Source organism: Clostridium sp. BJN0001 (genome assembly GCF_022869825.1).
Taxonomy (GTDB): domain Bacteria; phylum Bacillota; class Clostridia; order Clostridiales; family Clostridiaceae; genus Clostridium.
The window spans coordinates 675,052-697,601 of sequence record NZ_CP094971.1 but is presented as its reverse complement, the minus strand read 5'-3'; the positions used below and the strand labels follow the sequence as shown (position 1 = coordinate 697,601).

General features: G+C 30.4%; 22 protein-coding genes. All 22 read right to left on the bottom strand.

Annotated elements, in window-relative coordinates; all coding sequences use genetic code 11:
- Positions 1-3: 3 nt before the first annotated feature.
- Positions 4-429 (bottom strand): flagellar assembly protein FliW, encoded by a 426-nt coding sequence (gene fliW, locus MTX53_RS03285; RefSeq protein ID WP_244834798.1) that lies wholly within the window; start codon positions 427-429, stop codon positions 4-6.
- Positions 430-459: 30 nt separating this feature from the next.
- Positions 460-1,485: a flagellar hook-associated protein FlgL gene (flgL, locus tag MTX53_RS03280; protein WP_244834797.1), complete on the bottom strand. Its 1,026-nt coding sequence runs from the start codon at positions 1,483-1,485 to the stop codon at positions 460-462.
- A 16-nt stretch (positions 1,486-1,501) separates the two neighbouring features.
- A complete protein-coding gene (flgK, locus tag MTX53_RS03275; RefSeq protein WP_244834796.1) occupies positions 1,502-3,283 on the bottom strand; it encodes a flagellar hook-associated protein FlgK in 1,782 nt (593 codons plus the stop codon).
- A 54-nt stretch (positions 3,284-3,337) separates the two neighbouring features.
- Complete coding sequence (locus MTX53_RS03270) at positions 3,338-3,751, bottom strand: flagellar protein FlgN (RefSeq protein WP_244834795.1); 414 nt, start codon at positions 3,749-3,751, stop codon at positions 3,338-3,340.
- Between the two features lie 6 nt (positions 3,752-3,757).
- A complete protein-coding gene (locus MTX53_RS03265) occupies positions 3,758-4,036 on the bottom strand; it encodes a flagellar biosynthesis anti-sigma factor FlgM (protein ID WP_244834794.1) in 279 nt (92 codons plus the stop codon).
- A 134-nt stretch (positions 4,037-4,170) separates the two neighbouring features.
- Positions 4,171-5,388 carry a flagellar motor switch phosphatase FliY gene (gene fliY / locus MTX53_RS03260; RefSeq protein ID WP_244834793.1) on the bottom strand — a complete coding sequence of 406 codons (1,218 nt, stop codon included), beginning with the start codon at positions 5,386-5,388 and terminating at the stop codon, positions 4,171-4,173.
- Entirely contained in the window at positions 5,381-6,376 is a 996-nt protein-coding gene (gene fliM / locus MTX53_RS03255; protein ID WP_244834792.1) for a flagellar motor switch protein FliM, read from the bottom strand. Before fliM ends, fliY begins: the two co-directional genes overlap by 8 nt.
- 21 nt (positions 6,377-6,397) lie before the next feature.
- Positions 6,398-6,802, bottom strand: coding sequence for a chemotaxis protein CheW (locus MTX53_RS03250; protein ID WP_244834791.1), 405 nt, complete (start codon positions 6,800-6,802; stop codon positions 6,398-6,400).
- A gap of 32 nt (positions 6,803-6,834) precedes the next feature.
- On the bottom strand, positions 6,835-7,194 hold the full coding sequence (locus tag MTX53_RS03245; protein ID WP_244834790.1) for a response regulator: 360 nt from the start codon (positions 7,192-7,194) through the stop codon (positions 6,835-6,837).
- Positions 7,195-7,210: 16 nt separating this feature from the next.
- Complete coding sequence (locus MTX53_RS03240; protein ID WP_244834789.1) at positions 7,211-7,810, bottom strand: chemotaxis protein CheC; 600 nt, start codon at positions 7,808-7,810, stop codon at positions 7,211-7,213.
- A gap of 21 nt (positions 7,811-7,831) precedes the next feature.
- Entirely contained in the window at positions 7,832-9,892 is a 2,061-nt protein-coding gene (locus tag MTX53_RS03235) for a chemotaxis protein CheA (RefSeq protein ID WP_244834788.1), read from the bottom strand.
- 12 nt (positions 9,893-9,904) lie between these two features.
- A complete protein-coding gene (locus MTX53_RS03230; protein WP_244834787.1) occupies positions 9,905-10,672 on the bottom strand; it encodes a protein-glutamate O-methyltransferase CheR in 768 nt (255 codons plus the stop codon).
- A 3-nt stretch (positions 10,673-10,675) separates the two neighbouring features.
- On the bottom strand, positions 10,676-11,773 hold the full coding sequence (gene cheB / locus MTX53_RS03225) for a chemotaxis-specific protein-glutamate methyltransferase CheB (RefSeq protein ID WP_244834786.1): 1,098 nt from the start codon (positions 11,771-11,773) through the stop codon (positions 10,676-10,678).
- 19 nt (positions 11,774-11,792) lie between these two features.
- Complete coding sequence (locus MTX53_RS03220) at positions 11,793-12,284, bottom strand: chemotaxis protein CheD (RefSeq protein ID WP_244834785.1); 492 nt, start codon at positions 12,282-12,284, stop codon at positions 11,793-11,795.
- A complete protein-coding gene (locus MTX53_RS03215) occupies positions 12,262-12,750 on the bottom strand; it encodes a chemotaxis protein CheW (protein WP_244834784.1) in 489 nt (162 codons plus the stop codon). The genes MTX53_RS03220 and MTX53_RS03215 overlap by 23 nt, the downstream gene beginning before the upstream one ends.
- Positions 12,751-12,764: 14 nt before the next feature.
- The gene (locus tag MTX53_RS03210) at positions 12,765-14,708 is read right to left on the bottom strand and encodes a flagellar assembly protein A (RefSeq protein WP_244834783.1); all 1,944 of its coding nucleotides are present in this window, start codon (positions 14,706-14,708) and stop codon (positions 12,765-12,767) included.
- 69 nt (positions 14,709-14,777) lie between these two features.
- A complete protein-coding gene (locus MTX53_RS03205) occupies positions 14,778-15,512 on the bottom strand; it encodes an aminotransferase class IV (protein ID WP_244834782.1) in 735 nt (244 codons plus the stop codon).
- A gap of 32 nt (positions 15,513-15,544) precedes the next feature.
- Complete coding sequence (locus tag MTX53_RS03200) at positions 15,545-16,189, bottom strand: HAD-IB family hydrolase (RefSeq protein WP_244834781.1); 645 nt, start codon at positions 16,187-16,189, stop codon at positions 15,545-15,547.
- 41 nt (positions 16,190-16,230) lie between these two features.
- Positions 16,231-17,424 (bottom strand): pyridoxal phosphate-dependent aminotransferase, encoded by a 1,194-nt coding sequence (locus tag MTX53_RS03195; RefSeq protein WP_244834780.1) that lies wholly within the window; start codon positions 17,422-17,424, stop codon positions 16,231-16,233.
- Between the two features lie 471 nt (positions 17,425-17,895).
- Positions 17,896-18,231 carry a DUF1292 domain-containing protein gene (locus MTX53_RS03190; RefSeq protein WP_244834779.1) on the bottom strand — a complete coding sequence of 112 codons (336 nt, stop codon included), beginning with the start codon at positions 18,229-18,231 and terminating at the stop codon, positions 17,896-17,898.
- A gap of 153 nt (positions 18,232-18,384) precedes the next feature.
- Positions 18,385-21,888, bottom strand: coding sequence for a pyruvate:ferredoxin (flavodoxin) oxidoreductase (nifJ, locus tag MTX53_RS03185; RefSeq protein ID WP_244834778.1), 3,504 nt, complete (start codon positions 21,886-21,888; stop codon positions 18,385-18,387).
- Positions 21,889-21,988: 100 nt separating this feature from the next.
- Positions 21,989-22,420, bottom strand: a complete 432-nt coding sequence (locus MTX53_RS03180; protein ID WP_244834777.1) for a flavodoxin domain-containing protein — start codon at positions 22,418-22,420, stop codon at positions 21,989-21,991.
- Positions 22,421-22,550 lie beyond the last annotated feature (130 nt).

Sequence of the window (22,550 nt, the reverse complement as noted above, 5' to 3'; positions counted from 1 at the left end):
TTATCACCCCTTTATAAGGGACTCTTTTGTCTTAAACTTTGGATTATCTAAAATAATCTGTTCGCCCTTCTTCTCAGAAATATTTATTATTATAGGTCCCTGAAGATTTGTAGTAATTTTCTGTGCATCTGAATTTAATGTAATTGTTGTAATTACAAATGCATCTTTTGCAGACTTTAATTTAAGATTTTTAACTGTTTCTTCATTTAATTTTATATCGTAGTCTTTAAAAAAATCATATGTAGAAATTACTATCATTCCTACATTTTCATCGTCTATAGATTGAAGTATTTTAAAAGGTTTATACTCATCTAAGTCTTTTAAAATATATTTTTTACATTTTTCAAAACCAAGTAGTCCCTTTTTAAAATAAATTATTTCATCCTCATTATATTCGATTTCGCCATCAATTCTCGAAATTAACTTCATCGTGTAAAAGCTCCTCTCATAATCTTTACTCTAGTTTAAATAGTCCATAAGTGTATTATTTAAAACTTTAGAACTTGTTTGAAGAGTTGCTGTATATACTGTCTGCAAAACAGCATACTGCATTGTCTTTTCTGTAACATCAATATCATCAGTTTTTGATAAAATATCTGTCATATTATAAGTTTGATCTTCATTATTAGTTTTTGCAGAGTCCATTCTGTTTTGCATTGCACCTACAGTCGATCTTACTGATAATATATTTTGCGTAAATAAGCTCATATTTTCATTTATATCTCCACTTATTTTATCTAATGCCTCACTTGAACTTGATACTACGCTTCCATCAGATAATGATACAGAAGAAGATTCACCAGACGCTACACCAAGACATTTAGATAAATCGGAAAGTATATTTGATCCATTAAGAGATTTATTTTGACTATCCTTAAATTCTAAAACATCTACTGCATTTTTATTATAGTCAAGAAAAATTCCATCAGAAATTCCAACACTTACTTTTGATGCTATCTGATCTTTAATCTTTCCATTAGGATCAGTTGTAGAATCTAGTTTATTACCATTTTTATCAACATAATAAATCTGACCATCTTCAACTGCTACAGGTTTTGAAGTATTCTTTGTACCTCCAAAAATGTATTCACCATTAAACGAAGTATTTAAAACTTCACCCATCTGATTTATTCTCTCATCTACTTCATTCTTTATTGCTGTAATTTCATCTTCTTCATATGTTCCGTTTCCAGCTTTAACCATAAGAGTTCTTACTCTCTTTACAATGTTAGTTACCTCATTCATAGCTGTATCTGTTGTATTAAGCCAGTTTGTTGCATCATTTATATTTGTATTATATGTTTTATTAGAATTAATTTCTGCATTAAGCTGCATTACTTTAACAGCAGCTGAAGGGTCTTCAGAAGCTCTTTGAATAAGCTTACCTGATGACATCTGATTCTGTGTAATGCTCATGCTATTTAAATTTCTCTGCATATTATTCATATAATTATTAATAAGCATTGTATTTGTTATTCTTGGCATAAATTTTCTCCCCCTTTTAATTCATAAGTCCGTTTACTACTACATCGAGCAATTTATCAACTGTATTTATCATTCTTCCATTTGCCTGAAATGCATGTGTAAACTGTACAAGGTTTGCCATTTCTTCATCAAGTGAAACTCCTGATTCTTGAAGTCTGCTATTTTTATACTGCAATAAAAGATCCGATGATGTTGTTGCATCAGAATTTGCAGATTTTGCATCATTTGCAATAGTTCCAATAATATTTTGATAATAATTAAACATATTAGAGCCTGTTCCATTTTTAGTATTTATAATATCTACACAGTCAGCATCTGAAAATTCTATTCCTACATCTGTCTTAGAATCAAAGAAATTCTTTCTTGTATCAATAGTATTATCTTTAATGCTTCCATCGGCTGCATTAAATAATGCGCTCATATCAACATTTAAATCTTTAAGCTTATACATAGCCTGTGCTCTTTCATTATCTTTAGTTCCACTATAATCATCTACATGATATCTTCCTGAATTTAATATTGAAAGGTCAGTTTGGATATTTGTATTTACAGAAATATTTTTAGCAGAAATTCCATCATCAGTTCCAGTAAGAGTACCGTCTGACTTCTTTACTGTAAATAAAACTTCTGTAGTAACTTTATTTCCATCTTTATCAACTATTCCTGCTCCATTTCCATCTCCTGTATCACCAGTTTGAATTGCATTTACTGTATACGCAAATGAAGCCGCAAATGCATCAAGTCTATTTAAATATCCCTGAATATTATCCTGAACATTTTCTCTTGCGGCAACCTTTCCTTTTTCTATATTATTTACAAGCTTTGAATCAAGATTTGCAGCTGTAACACCGCTAACTTCTCCATCTTTATCTGCAATAAGCATTCTATTTTTTAAAAGCTTATCTACTGTATCTTGGTCTCCTGTTAATGTAAATGTCTTTTTATTATTTTCATCTCCAAGTGCAGAATATGTTACTGTAATTGTACTCCCTTTAAGCTCAGCTTCTTCAACATATGAAAATCTTGTATAATCCATATCTGATGGAGAAGCATTAACTAAATTATTTATTCCGCTTATTTCACCTGCTGACACACTTATTGTATCGTACTTATCTCTTTTTACAGTTATTCCTAGCTGCTCACTTAAATCATCTAAATACAAATCTCTTGTATCCATATAATCATTTGCACTCATTCCAAGTGCAGAAATTGATGATATCTTTTGATTTAACTCATTAATTTTATCTAAAAGATCATTTATTGTTTCTGTAGAATCTTTTAGCTGTGCCTGTGCATCTTCTTTCTGATTCTCAACTTCTGTGTATTTACTGTTTATTTGTTCAGCAAGCGCCTGAGATGCTTTATATACTAAACCTCTATTTGTATCTGATGAAGGTGTTGTTGCAAAGTCATTATAAGCATTAAAAAATTCAGTAAGACATTTCTGAATTCCATTATCACTGACTTCATTTAAAATATCATCTACACCTGTAAGATATGTATTTCTTTCAGATGCATCTGCATTTACCCCCATCTCATTTCTTACCTGATAATCAAGAAAAGTATTTCTTATTCTCATGATATCTGTAATTTCTGCTCCAGTTCCAACTTGACCATATGTGCAAAGTTCATATTTTGAATTTGCTCCAAATGGTATTGTAGTCTGAACAACTGTCCTCTGCCTTGAGTATCCATCTGTTCCAACATTAGCAATATTATGTGATGCTGTACTTATGTTCCCTTGCTGAACATTAATTCCTCTTACGGCTGTTGTAAGAGTTCCTAATAATCCTGACATTTTAATCTATCCTTTCGTAATTACTAAACTTCCCTGTAATATATTTTAACTTCCTTATTTTCTTTTTATATTTCCATATGAATTATATACATTTGCTTCTCTGTTTGGATTCATTATAGATAGCATTTTATTCGTAAATAAAAGTTTCTGCTTAACTAATACATCATTAGTTTCTTTTTGCATATTTGTTTTTTCAAGCGTTTCTTTTACTTTTTCATAAGATTCTTTAAGCTTATCGCTATTAGATGAAGCTACAAAATTCTTAAAGCTCTGTTTTCCTAAAAGGTTTCTTCTATCTAATTCATATTTAGCTAAAACTTTGCTTGATGCATTTATTTTCTCTATTATACCTTCAAGACCAAATACATCCTGTTTCATTAAAAGATCATATTGCATTTTTAAAAGCATTAGTAAATCTTCTAAAGCTTTGCTTTCATCATTTATTATTCTTATAATTTTATCAATCATAAAATTTTATAAGCCCTTTCTTTTATTTATCTCTTTAAGTATACTTTCTGCTGTAAGCTTTGCATCAACATTATAAGTTCCACTTTTAATCTTATCTTTTATTTCAGAAATTTTCTTTTCATTATTAACGTTATTACTATTTTTATAATCTGAAAGTGTTTTTGCAAAATTTGAAATTTCAATAGTATCCTTTGAACTATTTTCATTTTGAGTTGATTTTTTAGCGCATACATTTTTATTATATGAATTAACAAATGATGCCCCATATATTTTATTGATATTCATAGATACTCCTCCTGTTATTTATCAATAACTTATTATCGTAAATTTTTATTTTTAATTAATAGTAAAAATAAAAAAAGGCTAGCCGCGTAAAAAGCGGTTAGCCCATAATTTCACGAATATATTTTATTTGAACTTTATTTTAATGATTTAACTCTCTCTGCTGTGTCTATAATATTTGTTATTCTAACACCAAAGTTTTCATCAACAACAACAACTTCACCTTCTGCTATTGTCTTTCCATTAACTAGTATCTCTACAGGTTCTTCAGCAAGTTTATCAAGTTCTATTAAAGAACCACTTCCTAAATCAAGAATATCCTGAATACTCTTTTTAGCTCTTCCAAGTACAACGGATATATTAAGAGGTACATCCAAAATCAAATCAATATTCTTAATTGGTGGTACCACATTTTGATTTTGATTCTGATTTAATGGAGCAAATGATGCTTCATGTACTTCAACAGGTTGCTGAGGCTGACTTTGCATAACATTATTACTGTAACTAGCATTACTTTGTCTATCGCTATCAACTGCTGCAGTATTTTTTATAGCAGGTTCTTCTTTTGGCTGCATCTCTGGTTTAACTACTGTTTCAGCAGGTTTTTCAGTAATTTTATTATCCTTTAATTCCTCTTTAACTTCTGTTCCTGTCATTATTGCTACTATGTTCTTTGCTGTTTTAATTGGGAATATCTGCATTATATTACTATCTACAATATCTCCAATTGTCATCTTGAATGAAACTTTAACAATTCTTTCATCGTCTGAAATGGCATCTGATAAAGGTTCATCCTTACTTGTTACAACTTTTGAAGTTGGAGGTGATATATCAACCTTTCTCCCAAACATTGTTGCCATCGAAGTAGCAGCTGATCCTATCATCTGATTCATCGCTTCTGAAACTGCACTTATTTCAATTTCAGATAATTCTGTATGATCACTTACTGAACCATCTCCACCCATCATTAGGTTTGATATTACAAGACCATCTTCAATTTTTATTATTAATATGTTTCTTCCTACTATTCCATTAATATATTTTATGTCAAGAACAATATTAGGAGTTTCAAAACTCTTCTTTATTTCGCCAAGTGTCGTTACACTTACTACTGGTGTTGTAATATTTACTTTTTGATTTATCAGCTGATATAATGCGGTAGAGGCAGATCCCATAGAAATATTTCCTATTTCTCCAAGTAAATCTTTATCTGTCTCATTTATTAATTCTTCCTCATTTACTTCATCTTTCTCATTTACTTCATCTTTGTTTGGTGTATTTTCTTTTGATGAATCTTCATTATTTCCAGCTAATAATGCATTTATCTCATCTTGAGATAAAAAATTATCACCCATCTACTCTCACTTCCTTATCTGTAACATCTAGTATCATTACGCCCATATTCTTGCCAGTAGTTCCAGGTTTTGCGTAATAACATTCCTGATCTCCAACATAAACCTTTATAGGTGATGAAGCTCTTTCATCTAGTTTTATAATATCTCCAACTGTAAGTTTCAAAAAATCATAGACGCTAATATCTGTCTTTCCAAGTTGTGCCAATATATCAACATCAACTTTTTTAATTCCATTTTGTACCTTATTTCTTGAATCAACAAGAGCCTCTTCATCTGAACTCTGAAATTTATATTGTACAACCAAACTATCCAGCTGCTTTTCTATACATAAATATGGTATACACATATTTACAAAAGTACTTGTCTTACCCATTTCAACAGAAAATGTAATTAACGCAACTGGTTCATTTGGAGCTAGTGTCTGATTTAAAGCAGGGTTAGTTTCTATTCCTACAACTTCAGGTTTAACATTTAAAACACCGTTCCATGCAAGTTTAAGATTCTGAATCATACCACTTGTAACATGAAGCATTATATTTTTATCTATATCAGTAAATTCTTTTACTTCAATTTTTCTATCACCATTTCCACCTAATAGAATATCAATAACTTCTAAAGAAAACTGTGGATTAGTCTCTAATATAATATTTCCTGTAAGCGGAGGCATCTTAAATAATGTTATTATTGTAGGATTTTGAACAGAATGTATAAATTCTTCATATGGAACCTGTTCAACTGTTTCTACTTTAATTTTTATATTCTGACGTACCTGAGCTGTGAGATAATTAGATAAAATTCTTGCATAATTATCATGCACTACTTCAAGCGTCCTTATATGTTCTTTTGAAAATTTCTGAGGGCTTCTAAAATCATATACTTTTACTTTATGTTTTTCTTCGTCTTTTCCAACCTCTTCTGGTTCCAGCTCTCCTGTGGATAGAGCTGATAACAAGGCATCTATTTCATTTTGTGATAAAACATCTGCCATTTTTCTACCTCATTTCATTCATTATTTATTTATCAGTTTATTGATATCAATAACTGTAAGAAGCTTGTCTTCATAATCTAATATTCCTTTTACATATGGCTGATTACTATTTTCTTCTTTGCCTACTCTTTGAAGATCTTTTTCATCAACGTCAAGTACTTCCTCCACTTCATCTACTGAAATTCCTATTTCTTCATCCTCAATATTAAGGATAATTATACTATTTTGTTCATTATCTGACTTAACATTAAGTAATAAATTAATATCTACAAGTGATTTAATACTTCCCCTTAAATTTATAAGGCCTTTTATATATACAGGAGCTTTAGGTACTCTTGTTGTTGGCATCATATCATTTATACTCTGAACAATACTTGTTTCAACTGCAAAATGTTCATTACCAAGTCTAAATACTACAATCTGCATAAAATCCTCCTCCTATTCTTTAATAAAAATAATTACCCTACAACTTTTTTTATTGCTTCTAAAACTCTGTCAGCTTGAAAAGGTTTTACGATAAAATCTCTTGCTCCTGCTTTTATTGCATCCATTACCATTGACTGTTGTCCCATGGCAGAACACATAACTATCTTAGCATTAGGATCAAATGCTTTTATCTGTTTTACTGCTTCTATACCATCCATATCAGGCATTGTGATATCCATTGTGACTACGTCTGGTTTCTCTTTCTTATATAAGTCACATGCTACTATACCATTATTAGCTTCTCCTACTATTTCATATCCATTTTTTTCTAGGATATCCTTTATCATCATTCTCATAAAAGCTGCATCATCTACAATTAATACTTTCGCCATTTTGTTACCTCCAAAATTAATTTATTCCTATAGATTTTAATATTTTATCAAGCGAACCAGGCTTAGGAATATAATAAAAATGTCCTCCAATATTTTCTTTATTCTGATTTAAAAATACTGTTTCAATATCTAATATCTGTTCATCATACTGATCTGCCTCTATAAAAGAAGTGCTTAATATTGCTCCGAGCATATCATAACTTACAGCAGGCACTGATGGAGTTATTAATAAATTCGTAAGCTTAGCAATTGCATTCATATATGAACCTGATATAATATTTGCTATTTCACATAATACCGATTGACCCATGTCACTTGTAATTTCACTTTCCCCATTAGTAAGCCTCTTTACAATATCTTCTGCTGTCTCTTTATCAAATACTATTAGAACATTTCCTTCAATACTTCCGAGTACTCTTACTATTATGCCACAAACAAGGTCTTCCCCATTTTGATCAAAAATGTCTTGAAGAGAAATAATATTAACAGCTGGAACAGTCATATCAATTGTTTTTCCAAGAAGCATAGAAAGCGATGTAGCTGCATTTCCTGCTCCTATATTAGATACTTCTTTTAAAGCATCAAGCTGCATTGTATTTAATTCTATATTATCCATATATCCTCCTCTAGTATTATCCTATAATAGTGCACCCACATCAAGAATTAATGTAACTAGTCCATTGCCTAATATTGTAGCACCTATGTACTCATCAAGATTCTTTAATGTCTTTCCTAAAGGTTTTATTACTATTTCCTGCTGTCCCATAAGTGAATCAACTAAAAGACCTATAGTTTTATCTCCTACATTAACTATTATAACAAATTTCTTGTTTGTTTCACCAGATTCTATGTTAAGTCGTTCATTTAATCTTACAAGTGGAATAACATTTTCTCTATAAACAATAACTTCTTTTCCATTTGTTCTCTTTATATTTTCTTCTTTATAGTCTATTACTCTATCGATAAATCCCAGTGATATTGCTAAAGTATCTTCTCCAACTTTAACTAAAAGCGCTTGAATTATCTGAAGTGTAAGTGGGAGTTTTATAGTAAATGTAGAACCTTTTCCTTCTTCACTATAAAGATCAACTGTTCCTCCAAGAGCTGCAATCTTTGTCTTAACAACATCCATTCCAACTCCTCTTCCAGAGATATCTGTTACAACTTCATTTGTACTAAATCCTTGTGCAAAAATAAGATTTTTAATATCATTATCTGACATTCCATCTGTATTTATGCCCTTTTGTTCAGCTTTTTCCTTTACCTTTTCAAGATTAATTCCAGCACCATCATCAATAACTTTTATAAGTGCCTTAGTTCCTTCTTGATAAGCTACAAGTTTAACTGTTCCAACAGGTGTCTTTCCTTGTGCAAGTCTGTCTTCTTTAGACTCAACACCATGATCTGCTGCATTTCTAAGAAGATGGATTAAAGGTTCTCCAATTTCATCTATTACTGTTCTATCAAGTTCAGTATCAGCACCTTCTATAACAAAGTTAATCTTCTTATTTAGTTCTACAGATATATCTCTTATCATTCTTGGGAATCTATTAAATACTATGTCAAGTGGAAGCATTCTTATCTTCATTACTAAGTCTTGAAGATCAGAAGTAGTTCTTCCTATCTGCTCAAGAGTTTCACTAAGTTCAGGTGACTTATGATCAGATACTATTTGTTCAAGTCTTGTTCTATAAATAACAAGCTCTGATACCATGTTCATAAGATTATCTATTCTTTCAAGATCTACTCTTACTGACTGATGAACTTTCTTTCCTGATTTTTTAGATGGTTTCTTTTCAACAGGTTTCTTAGCTTTTGTGACCTTTGGTTTTTCTTCCTTTTTAGGTTCATCAGCTTTTTTATCCTGTGCTTCAGCTTTAGCTTTATCACTTGCATCTTTACGCTGTTTTTCTATTTCCTCTGCATTTATTACTTCTACTTTTACGTTTGTTACTTCAGAAATACCTTCTACAACTTGTTCAATTTCCTCTTTAGTATTCTTAGTTACTAGAACAAATTTTAATTCAAATCCAAATTCTTCATTTTCAATTTCTTCTGTTGGTGGATCTGATTTAATTATTTCTCCAGTATCTTCAAGATCTTTAACGATTAAAAATGCTCTTGCAGATTTAAGGAGTGTGTTTTTACTTATGCTTACATCTACACTTAATGCAGTAAAGCCTTTTTCATTTGCCTGCTTTATTACAGAAATATCATACTCATTAAGTACAAAATCATCTTCATCTTTCTTTTCTTCCTGTACAGCTTCTTTTTCAGGCTCTTTTTTATTTTCAGGCTTTTCTCCTCTTTGTCCTTTATTATCATCTGCTATTTTTTCAAGCTTTTTCATTATTGGATCTATATCAACTTTATCGTCTGATTCTTCTTGAATATTATCTATCATTTTTTCAAGAGTATCTAGACAATCAAATAATACAGTTACAACATCTTGAGTTACTTTTAATTCCCCTGATCTAAATTCTGCAAGTACATCTTCCATTTTATGTGTTAATTCAGCAACATCAGTGAAACCCATAGTTGCAGCCATACCTTTTATTGTATGAGCTACTCTAAAAATTGCATTAACTTTATCAATATCTTCTGGATTTTGCTCCAAATCAAGTAAAGATTCATTAAGAGTTTGAAGATTATCTAATGATTCTTCAATAAACATTGACATATATTGAGATGTATCCATATTTATTCCCCCTTATATTTTTTTATAAATAAATGTAGAAGCTTTTTCAAAATTATAATCTTTATAGTTGTAAATACTTTCAGTTGCTCCTACAAATAGCATTCCGCCTTTTTTTAAAGACTGTGAAAATCTTCTATAGATACTTTCTTTTGTATCATTATTAAAATATATAACTACATTTCTACAGACAATAAGATCAAATTCTTTTTCATACTGATCCATTATAAGATCTTGCTTCTTAAATGTAACCATTGACTTAATTGAATTGTTCAAAATGTATTTATTATCTTCTTTATTAAAATATTTTTTTATGTAATAATCATCTGTTGATTTTAACTCATTTTTTGTGTATTCAGCTTTTTTAGCTTTCTTAAGTATTGTGCTGTCTATATCAGTAGCGATAATAGTATGTTTTATATGTGGTGTAAGTTCATTTAATATCATTGCAATAGTATATGGCTCACATCCTATAGAACATGCCGCGCTCCAGATTTTTAAATTTCTGTTTTTTACTAATAATTCATCTTTAAGTAGTTTTTGAAGTTGCTTAAATAGTTCTGGATTTCTAAAAAACTCAGTTACATTAATAGTTATAAAATCAAGAAATTTTTGTTTCTGAACTGGCTCATTTTTTATAGCTTTAGTATAATCAGAAAGACAACTTATTCCATTTCTCGTCATTATGCTATTTATACGTCTATTAAGCTGTTCTGGTTTGTATGCAGAAAGATTAATTCCAAGTTCTCTCTGTACCCATTTATGAAATTCATTAAAATCCATAGCCTACCTCCTATCACATACAATACTTGTTATTGTCTTTGCTATTTTATCAATTTCTAATACATAATCAACCTTTCCAGTTTCATATGCAGCTTTAGGCATTCCATATATTGTACATGTAGATTTATCTTCTGAAATTGTAATCCCACCATTATCTTTTATAGTAGAAGTACCATTTGCTCCATCTCTGCCCATTCCTGTTAGGACAACAGATAACAATCTATCCTTATAAATATTAGATGCTGAATTAAATAACTTATCAACTGCAGGTTTTACTCCCCATATCGGAGGCTCATCATTAAGTGAAATCATTTGTTTATTTTTAATCACCATATGATTTCCACCTTTAGCTATATAAATATTATTCTTTTCAATCATCATACCATCTTCTGCTTCATGTACTCTCATTTTGCACGACTTATCTAGTCTTTCAGCAAAAGCCTTTGTAAAATTAGCTGGCATATGCTGAACTACAAATACAGGGACATTTAAATCATTTGGAAGATTAGGTAAAACTACTTGCAGAGCTTTAGGTCCTCCAGTAGAAGCTCCTATGACAACAGCTTCTATATTTGAACTAATTAACACTCTTTTCTCTATTTTAACATTATTTTCAATATTATTATAGCTTTTTTGCACTATTTTCCCATCAGTTTTTATTTTTTTTATATTTAATTTATTTTGTTTATTAATTCTTTTCTTATTTACTATCGACATAATTTCAGCAAGCAAACTGATTTTTAACTTATTTACATCAAATGAAACTTGATTATTTGGTTTTTTTACAAAACCTGCAGCTCCATTTTCAATATACTCAAGTGTAGAATCAGATTTTTCATTTGTTAAGCTAGTGAGCATTATTACAGGATAATTCTTCCCCTTTTTCTTTAGTTCTTTCAACGTAGAAAGTCCATCAAGTTTTCTCATATTCGCATCTAATGTGATAATATCTGGATTATACGAATCAACTTTTAATAATAAATCCTCACCAGATCCAAATTTAGCTATTAATTCTAAACTAGGTTCTGACTCTATAATATCTGCAATCATTTTTCTCATAAAAGCAGAATTATCTACAATAATTATTTTGATTTTTTCCATATAGTATCACCTTTTCTTCTTATAATTCAATAGTACCCTGACCGACAACATTTAAAGTTACTCTACCACTATTGGAATCTAAAATCATTGTTCGTCCTTTGTTTCCTCCAAGTTCCTCTCCAATAATTCTTATGTTTTCTTTTTCAAGTGCTTTTTTTACAGCCTCTCCATTCCTTTTTCCTATATCACTTATTATGCTCTTATCACTAAAATTAAACATAGATGCTCCGCCAGCTATCTTGGCTACTATATTTTGTTTTCTGCATCCTTTTAATTCCATTTTTTTAAGCAAAAGCGGAACAGCTGAGTCTGCAAATTTCATTTCATTTTTTACATTTTTAAACTGAGTACTATCTGGTAACATTATATGAGATAAACCTGCAATCTTTTTTATTCCATCATATAAAGCTATACCTACACATGATCCTAATCCGATTGTCATTATAACATCAGGTGCAAGCACTATATTTAAATCTGCAATTCCAACTTTAACCTCTCCCAATTGATTCATCTCTTCCCCCTTTAAAGATTTTATCCTCATCTCCACTTGAGAGAAGTTTTTCTAAGTCAAGTAATATTACTATCTTTTTATCAAACCTTATAAGTCCCTTTATATATTCCCTTTTTGAATTTTTTGTAATTTCAGGTGCATCTTCAATTAATTTTTCATCGACATCTTTAACTTCAGAAACATTGTTAACCACTATTCCAAATTTCTTTTTTTCTCTTTTAACTACTATTATTTTTTTTGCACAATTTTTCTCATGCATATCTGTTGATAATTTAAATTCCTTAGAAATATCTATTATAGGAAGTATACTGTCTTCCTGATTTATTACTCCTTCTACAAAGTAAGGAGCATTAGGTAGCTCTGTCGGAGTTTCATATCCTAGTATTCTTTCAACATTTTGTATATCTGTTGCATAGTACTCCTTATTTAAATTAAAAATTAAAATCTTCATATTTGTATTCTCCATTACCTATTTCACCTTCATAGTAATAATTTATCGATTTGAATATCACCTGTTTTATCTAGATATGCCTCAAGATTTTTTGAGGAAACATCTAGTACCATTCTTTTTTCTCCAAAACAAAATTCCGTATTATTATACGCAACTTCAGCTTTAATTCTACCATCTTTAGGAACTATAAGTCTTGTTAAAACTCCAGCAACACTTCCTACAGTTTTAAGATTTATTTGTCCACCAGCTTTTAAAACTCCACCTCTGCATACAGAACCATTCTGAATAAAATTAATATCATAAAGTGATGTTATATTAGATACATATTGTCCTTTTCCTGTAATATTAACATTTCCAGAAGAATTTATATTGCACGCTTGAATATATGAAAGATCTATGTCTGACGGATTAAATGCAAGTTCTTTTATTCTATCAATCTCTTTTTGAATCTTACTATTAAATTGAACAAGTTCTGTTCCACTCTCTATTTTAAGTGGTCCATTTCCAATAAGTTTATTATAAGCAAAAATAGAAATTACATTTTGATTATCATGTTTATGAATATTATACTCAATAATCTTTTTACATATATCAGGTAATTTCTTTAGTTTTGTTTCTATTAATACCTTTACAATTTCGCCTACTCTTTTATCCTTAAACATATTTGTTTCTCTTATCTGTTTTAGCGATAAAATAATCTCCTCAACTGCCTTATAAAGTATAGAGAGGTTGTCCAAATAATTTTTATTATAAACATCATTTATTCCTGAATTCACAGTAGAATTAAGAAGGCTTCCAAGTATTTCTACTTTCCCTCCAGCTTCAATTTTACATGAATCTGCATTTCCATAAAGCTTTACATTACTATCAGCTTTAACACTCATTCCTATACTTACATTTCCAAGTATATTTACATCACCTATAAAATCAATATTCCCTGTCTTTAAATCAACATTTTGAACTTCGTATATCTTTTTTACAGAAAATACATTTCCACTTCTTTCTGGTCTTCCTTCAAATATTGCAATTATCTTATCTTCTTCAAGTTTTGTTCCAGGACCTGCTACCATTTTTATATCTGTTGCAGGTTTCCTCTTTATTACATTTCCATAAACATCGAATCCATCAGAACCTTCTTTTCCGTGTACCTTTTCAGCCACTATGTCACCTTTTTTTACTATTCCAATCTTATGGATTCCTTTAAAATCTATTTTTTCATTATCTGCAATATCATTTATAATATTTCTATCTTCATGGATCATTTTTACTTTTATAGGTTCATCATCTATCTTGGGTGTGCCTTTTGCAACTAAAACATGATTAAAAGTGTAATCTTTAGAATGGGCAATACCTGAAATTTTATCTTTTAATATTCCATTTTTTATGCCACTTTTATTTAAAAACTCTTCAATTTCTTTATTATCATACTTTTTAGGATATTTTTTTTCAGTAATAATAAGTTCAAGTACGAGATCTTTTGAATATGATGTATCTTTCAGTTTATACGTTTTTGATGGAATATAATTTAACGTGAGATAAGCTCCCATATTGTTTTTCTCAACTGAAACTTTTTTTGAAATCTTTTCTTCTAGTGAATCTTCAATTTCATATCTTATATTATCGCTGCCTGTAACTTCAGTCTGATTATCACATTCTTTATCATTTATAAAGAGTTTTAAATTTTCACATGGTTTTATTTTGAAAAACTCATTCCCCTTATTTGGATCATTTTTTACAATTATTTGTCCATTTTTAACTGTAATTCCATACTTTTCTTTATTGATAATCTTTACATTATTTTCTTTAGTATTTACATGCTCATCTTCTATAATCTCTATCTCTGCACTTTTTTTAAAAAATAACTTTTCTTCTTTTAGAACTTTATATTTTAAATCATTCGTACTTATATTAAGTTGAGCTGAAGCTTTATTTAAACATTCGTTTACTGTTTTCCCTTTAAATATAAGTGACATATTATCCTCCCCCAAAAATTAACTTAATTTTAGTATACCACACACCCTGTTATTTTTAAATTAAATATTCTAATTATTGGACAAATAAGTATTTATTGCATTATCATATGCTTTTATGACTTTTCTTAAGACAGAATTATTCACATCAAATTTTTTATCTCCTAATTCATTTATTGGAAGAACTTTAGGTGATGTCCCTGAAATGAACATAGCATCAAGTTTTTCTATATCTTTATAACTATATTCTACTTCCTTAACATTTAAACCTGCTTTTTTAACAGCCTTAATTATTTCATCTCTTGTAACTCCTGGAAGAACTGCTTTTACAGGTGATGTTAAGATTTTCTCTCCTTTTATCATGAACATATTTGATTTGCTGCCTTCTGTTATATATCCATTTCTGTCAATAAGAACAGCTTCAAATGCATTATTTTTTTCTATCTCTTTTGTAACTTTATCTCTAAAATTTTGATTTATTATCTTAGCATTAGGATTTTCTCTTTCTCCAAAATATAGAATGGTTTTTACTCCATTTTTATACATATCATCTGAAGGATAATAATGATCTATTTTAAAAATATCTAATTTTTTTTCTGATACATCATAAGTAAGTTTTATATTTTCATTATCTAAATTTTCTGCATCGATTTTATCAAATATTTTTTTCTTAATTTTCTCATATTCCATTGGGAATTCCATATTTATAAGTTTAAAAGAATTTTCCATCCTTTTTATATGGCTCTCTAAAAACAATGGCTTTTTATTGATTATTCTTATTACTTCATATACTACCTTGCTCTTCATTTAAAAAGCATCTCCTTTTTATAAAAACTTTTTCATTTCCATTTTAACACATTAAAGTAACTTTTTCTGTTAAAGTTTATCAAATATGAATTTCCCGTCATATCAAGAAGCGGTTTATCTGATAGGGAATCTGAAAACATATAAGACTTTCTAAAATCTACACATATATTATTTTCTGTTAAATATGTAATAAGTCTTAATACTTTTTCTTCACCTTTACAATTGTTTCCTTCCATTTTCCCAGTAAATTCATCCTTATCTGTATATGAAAATTTAGTTCCTATTACTTTATCAACTTCATTAATATTATAAAATTGATTCATATAAAATTCAGGAGATGCAGTAATAAGATAAATTTCATAGCCCTCTTTTTTTAATTTTCTTATCATATTAAGTGCATCTTTATATAATATATTTTTTAATACATCTTTAAAAAATTCTCTACTTAATTTTTCTATTTTTTGTTTTTTAATTCCTTTTAAAAAAGATAATGTTTTCTCTTTTACTTTTCTTTCATCATATATCTTAAATAAGTATAAGATTCCTGAAAAAGCACCAATTATCAAATTTTTTAAATATTTAGTCTTATTTTTTTTAAAGATGTATAAAATAAGCTGCATTAATGATTCTTTTTTTATTATTGTATAGTCAACATCAAATATAGCAATCTTCTTCAATATATTCTCTTCTCCATTATATTCTTTCTAAAATATAAACTTTACTTTATTTTGCTTAAAAATACAGATATTCTTTCTATTCCTTTTACTATTGTTTCCATTGAAGCTGCATATGATAATCTTATATAATCATCATTACCAAAACCTGCACCTGGAACAACTGCAACTTTTTCTTCTTCTAAAAGTACTTTTGCAAAATCTACAGATGTATTTATGTTATAATCTTTAAATTTAGTATTTAGGTATGCTTTTATATTAACCATGATATAAAAAGCACCATTAGGTTTTATTATTGAAATCTCATTTAATTTTAATAATTTATCAATCATAAAACGTCTTCTTCTATCAAATTCAGCAACCATCCTTTTTAAATCATCTTCAGGTCCGTTTAATGCTGCAAGTGCTGCATATTGAGCTATTGTATTTGCTCCGGATGTCATGTGACTCTGAATGCTTGTCATTAATTTTATTATTTTTGAATCTGCTGCTGCATATCCAATTCTCCATCCTGTCATTGCATAAGTCTTTGAAACACCATTTATTACAATAGTTCTCTTATATGAATCTTCATTTAATGAAGCTATGCTTATATGTTTTTCTTCATCATATATAAGTTTTTCATATATTTCATCTGCAACTATTAATAAATCATGTTTTTTAGCAAAATCTGCAATCATCTGAAGTTCATCTTTAGAATATACAGTTCCTGTAGGATTATTAGGGCTATTAATTAAAATAGCTTTTGTTTTGTCAGATACACTTTTTTCTAAATCCTCTAATGTATATTTAAAACTATTAGCTTCTGATGTATTTACTATAACAGGTACTCCATCAGCAAGTTTAACAAGTTCTGGATAACTTACCCAATATGGTGTTGGAATAAGCACTTCATCTTTTGGATTTAATATTGCCATGAATGTATCTGCAAGACATTGTTTTGCACCAGTTGAAACGATTATTTGATTCTGCTGATATTCAAGGTTATTGTCCTTTTTAAATTTCTCGCATATAGTTTTTTTAAGTTCAGCAATTCCACCTGTTGGAGCGTATTTTGTTTTTCCTTCATTCATTGCCTTTACCGCTGCATCTATTATATTCTGCGGAGTATTAAAATCAGGTTCTCCTGCACCAAAACTTGCTACATCTACCCCACTACTTTTAAGTTCATTTGCTTTAGCAGTAATTGCAAGTGTAATTGATGGATTAATATTTTCGGCTTTCTTTGAGAGTTGCATTACTTTTTTTCCTCCTAAATACTTTATATAAATTTTAATCTTTATTTTATAAAAACGCCTCTTTTTTAAATTGCGCCTTATCATATATTATATAACTAATGATAATAAATTTGTATATTTAATTACAAAAAATTAGTCCAAACGACAAACTTTAAAAGGGCAAATGACAAATGAGGTGAAAATCCTATGCAAATGACAAATAGTTAAATGACAAATGACAAATGAGGTGGAAATTCCGCAGGAATTTCATTGTATGGTTTTTTGCGATTCTCGCAAAAAACTAAAGCTTTCGCCTGAAGCGGAAGCTCATATATTTTGGTTTCTGCGACCTAGCAGAAACATCCACATTTGTCATTTGTCCTTTGTCCTTTGTCCTTTAACATTCAATTTGTTAATTCTTAATTTGCACATTATCAATTTTTACAAAAAGGGTACTGCACTTTATTTTATGCAATACCCTCAATTTAAAATTTATTTCATTTCGTTCTCATAATAATGCACAACTTTATTAAACTCGTCTTCATCAGGAACTATAAGATCCTCATCTGCGACTTTAAAAAGGTATGTAGTATTTTCTTTTGGATTTTGAACAAGCATATATTCATTGCCTTCAAATTTAAATGCGTCTACAACTTTACATGTAAGCTTTTCCCCATTTTCATCTTCAAGATCAATAACAAATTCTTGCTCTTTTTCTTCTTCACATCCACAATTGCATTCATGTTTTTCATCATGATTGCAATTGCAGCTGCATTCTTCACTTTCTTCTGTGCAATTACATTTTTCTAAATCTTTATCTTTGTCCATATATTACCTCCAAAACTTTTATATTTATATTCTACCCTTTATTAACGGATTTTAAAACAACTTTTTTTCGAAATAAAAAAAAGAACCTGCAGCCAGCAGTTAAAAACTACTGACTAACAAGTTCTTTATATAAATTAAATTATAAATTTAATTTTACTGTTCAGAAAGTTTCTTGTATCCTTCATATCTTTCTTGAGCATCTTTCTGAGTCTTAGAATATAATGCTTCTGCAGCTTCTGGGAATCCCTTAGCAAGTGAAGCGTATCTAACTTCACCTAATAAGAAGTCCTTGAATTTGCTATAATCAGGTGCTTTAGAATCTAATACAAATGGATTCTTTCCTTCTTCTCTTAATTCTGGGTTGAATCTGTACATCTGCCAATATCCGCATTCAACTGCCTTCTTAGCTTCGATCATACTCTTACCCATTCCGATTCTGATACCATGATTGATACATGGTGCATAAGCGATGATTAATGATGGACCATGGTAAGCTTCTGCTTCCTTCATAGCCTTTATAACCTGGTTCTTATCAGCTCCCATGTTGATCTGAGCTACATATACATAGCCATAGCTCATAGCCATCATACCAAGATCCTTCTTCTTAGTCTTCTTACCACTTGCAGCGAATTTTGCAATTGCAGCAGTTGGAGTAGACTTAGATGACTGACCACCTGTATTTGAGTAAACTTCTGTATCCATAACTAAGATATTAACATCTTCGTTTGTTGCAAGAACATGGTCAACTCCACCGTATCCGATGTCGTAAGCCCATCCATCTCCTCCGAAGATCCATTGAGATCTCTTAACGAAGAAGTCTTTATCTTTTAAGATTTCCTTAGCAAGATCTGTTCCTGATTTTTCAAGAGCAGCAGTAAGCTTTTCAGCTCTATCTCTAGAACCTTCGCCTTCGTTCATGTTATCTAACCAATCTTGTAATTCAGCCTTAGCTGGATCATTAGCTTCTATAGCAGCTTTAACTGTTTCAGCTACTCTTTCTCTGTTAGTATGAACTCCTAAGAACATTCCAAGTCCAAATTCAGCATTATCCTCAAATAATGAGTTTGCCCATGCTGGACCGTGTCCTTCTTTGTTAACTGTGTAAGGAGTTGAAGGTGCTGAACCACCCCAGATTGAAGAACATCCTGTAGCATTTGCTACCATCATTCTGTCTCCAAATAACTGAGTTACAGTCTTAGCGTAAGGAGTTTCTCCACAACCTGCGCAAGCTCCTGAGAACTCAAGTAATGGTTGTTCAAACTGACTTCCTTTAACAGTTGCCTTGTTCATTGGGTTCTTCTTAGCAGTTACATCATTGATTAAGTAATCCCATACTTCCATCTGATCATGCTGAGTATCCTGTGGCTTCATTGTTAAAGCATCTACTGGACATATTTCAGCACAGCTTCCGCATCCACAACAGTCAAGAGGTGTAACACCCATAGAGAAGTATAATTTTTCGTCTGATTTAATTGCCTTAGCATCAACGATCTTAGTATTCTTTGGAGCCTTAGCTTTTTCATCTTCATTAAGAAGAATTGGTCTAATTGTAGCATGTGGACATACCATTGAACACTGGTTACATTGGATACATTTATCTTTATTCCATTCTGGAACATTAACTGCGATTCCTCTCTTTTCGAATGCTGCAGTTCCTGCTTCGAATGTACCGTCTTCCATTCCATTGAATGAAGATACAGGAAGGTTATCTCCCTCTAATCTGTTCATTGGAACAACTACGTTTTTAACGAATTCTGAAGCATGCTTAATTGGAGCCTTAGGTGCATCCTTAGCATCTTTCCAAGAATCCTTAACTTCGATCTTAACTATTGATTCGATTCCCTTATCAATAGCAGCATTGTTCATGTTAACTACCTTTTCACCTTTTCTTCCATAAGAAGTAACAACGGCTTGTTTTAAGTATTTAACAGAATCATCTAATGGAATTATATTAGCTAATTTGAAGAATGCAGACTGCATTATCATATTAGTTCTTCCACCAAGTCCGATTTCCTGAGCAATCTTAACGGCATTAATTGTATAGAACTTAATATCGTTAGCTGCCATAAATCTCTTATAAGAAGCTGGTAATTTTTCTTCAACTTCTTCTGGACTCCAAATAGTATTAAGTAAGAAAGTAGATCCTTTCTTTAATCCCTCTAATACATTATATTTGTAAAGGTAAGCTTGTTGTGAGCAAGATACGAAATCTGCTTTGTTTATTAAGTATGGTGACTTAATAGGTCTCTTACCAAATCTTAAGTGAGATACTGTTATACCACCTGATTTTTTAGAATCATAGAAGAAATATCCCTGAGCATACATGTCTGTGTGGTCTCCGATAATCTTAATAGCACTCTTGTTTGCTCCAACAGTACCATCTGATCCAAGTCCCCAGAACTTACATGCTGTAGTTCCTTCTGGAGTAGCATCGATATCTTCAGTAACTTCAAGTGAAGTATTTGTTACATCATCAGTGATTCCAATTGTAAATCCGTTCTTTGGCTTATCTTCTGCAAGGTTTGCATAAACTGCAGCGATATGACCTGGGTTTGGATCCTTAGAACCTAATCCGAATCTTCCACCATAAACTTCTGGAGCATCCTTAACATCGAAGTAAGCATTTCTTACATCTAAGTATAATGGTTCTCCAGCAGCACCAACTTCTTTAGTCTTATCTAAAACAGCAATCTTCTTAACTGTCTTTGGAACTGCTTTTAATAATTTTTCAATTGAGAATGGTCTATAAAGTCTTACTTTAACAACACCGACTTTTTGTCCATGTGCATTTAAGTAATCAACAGTTTCTTCACAGACATCTGTTACAGAACCCATTGCAATAACTACTCTATCTGCATCTTTTGCACCATAGTAGTCGAAGCAGTGATATTCTCTTCCTGTTAATTTAGTGATTTCTGCCATATAGTTTTCAACCATATCTGGAACTGCATCATAGAACTTGTTAACTGCTTCTCTTTCCTGGAAGTAGATATCAGCATTCTGTGCAGTACCTCTTGTTACTGGATGATCTGGATTTAAAGATCTTTCTTTGAAAGCCTTTACTGCATCCCAATCAAGTAACTTAGCTAATTCATCATATTCAAGTACTTCTATCTTTTGAATTTCATGAGAAGTTCTGAAACCATCAAAGAAATTAAGGAATGGAACTCTTGACTTGATTGCAGCTAAATGTGCAACTGCTGAAAGATCCATAACTTCCTGAACTGATCCTTCTGCAAGCATTGCGAATCCAGTTTGTCTTGTTGCCATGACATCCTGATGATCTCCAAATATATTTAATGAAGATGTTGCTAATGCTCTAGCTGATACGTGGAATACTCCTGGTAATAATTCACCAGCAATTTTATACATATTAGGAATCATTAATAATAATCCCTGAGAAGCTGTATATGTAGTTGTAAGAGCTCCTCCTTGTAATGATCCATGAACTGCACCTGAAGCTCCTGCTTCTGACTGCATTTCCATTACCTTAACAGGCTGTCCGAAAATATTTTTTCTACCTTGTGCTACCCATTCATCAACATGTTCAGCCATTGGTGATGATGGAGTAATTGGGTAAATTGCTGCAACTTCTGTAAATGCATATGAAATATGAGCTGCTGCAGTATTACCATCCATAGTTTTCATTTTTCTCATCGCGTTGACCCCTCTTTCTAAAATTAAAAATTAAAGCTTTATAATTTAGAATATTTTATTTTTATATAAGTAAGTCTCTTGACTACCTAATAAACTAATTTTATTTTGCAAGTCTTTCACCGAGTTTTTCAATTAATTCAATGCTTCCTTTTCCTGGTGATTCTTTAATCACAACAGTATCTAAAACATTAAAACCGATCTTTTGCATCTTTTCTTTCCATATATCCATAAATGTCGTCTCTATCCAGCCACATGTTCCAAACAAAATACAGTCTTTGGCTGTCTGCTCTTTTTTAAGCTTATTAAGACTTTCGATAAATGGAAGCATATCTTTTTTTTCAATATTCATAGAATCATATGCTGGGCAACCAAATGCTAAAGCATCCGCTTCTATGACATCGTTTAATGATGCATCCGTAACCTGCAGAGTATTTATTTTTGCGCCAAACTTTTCTGCTGTTTCTGCTATTTTATTTGCTAAAAACTCAACATTGCCTCCAAGGCTCCAATAAATAATATTTACTTTTTTCATCTGCAAATAAACCCTCATTCTTTCGTTAAATAATTAACTTACTTTTTTATAATAAAAATGACTTACATATTTATTATATATCAACTATTTTTTTTTGCAATATTTCTTGATGATAATTTTTCGTCAAAGT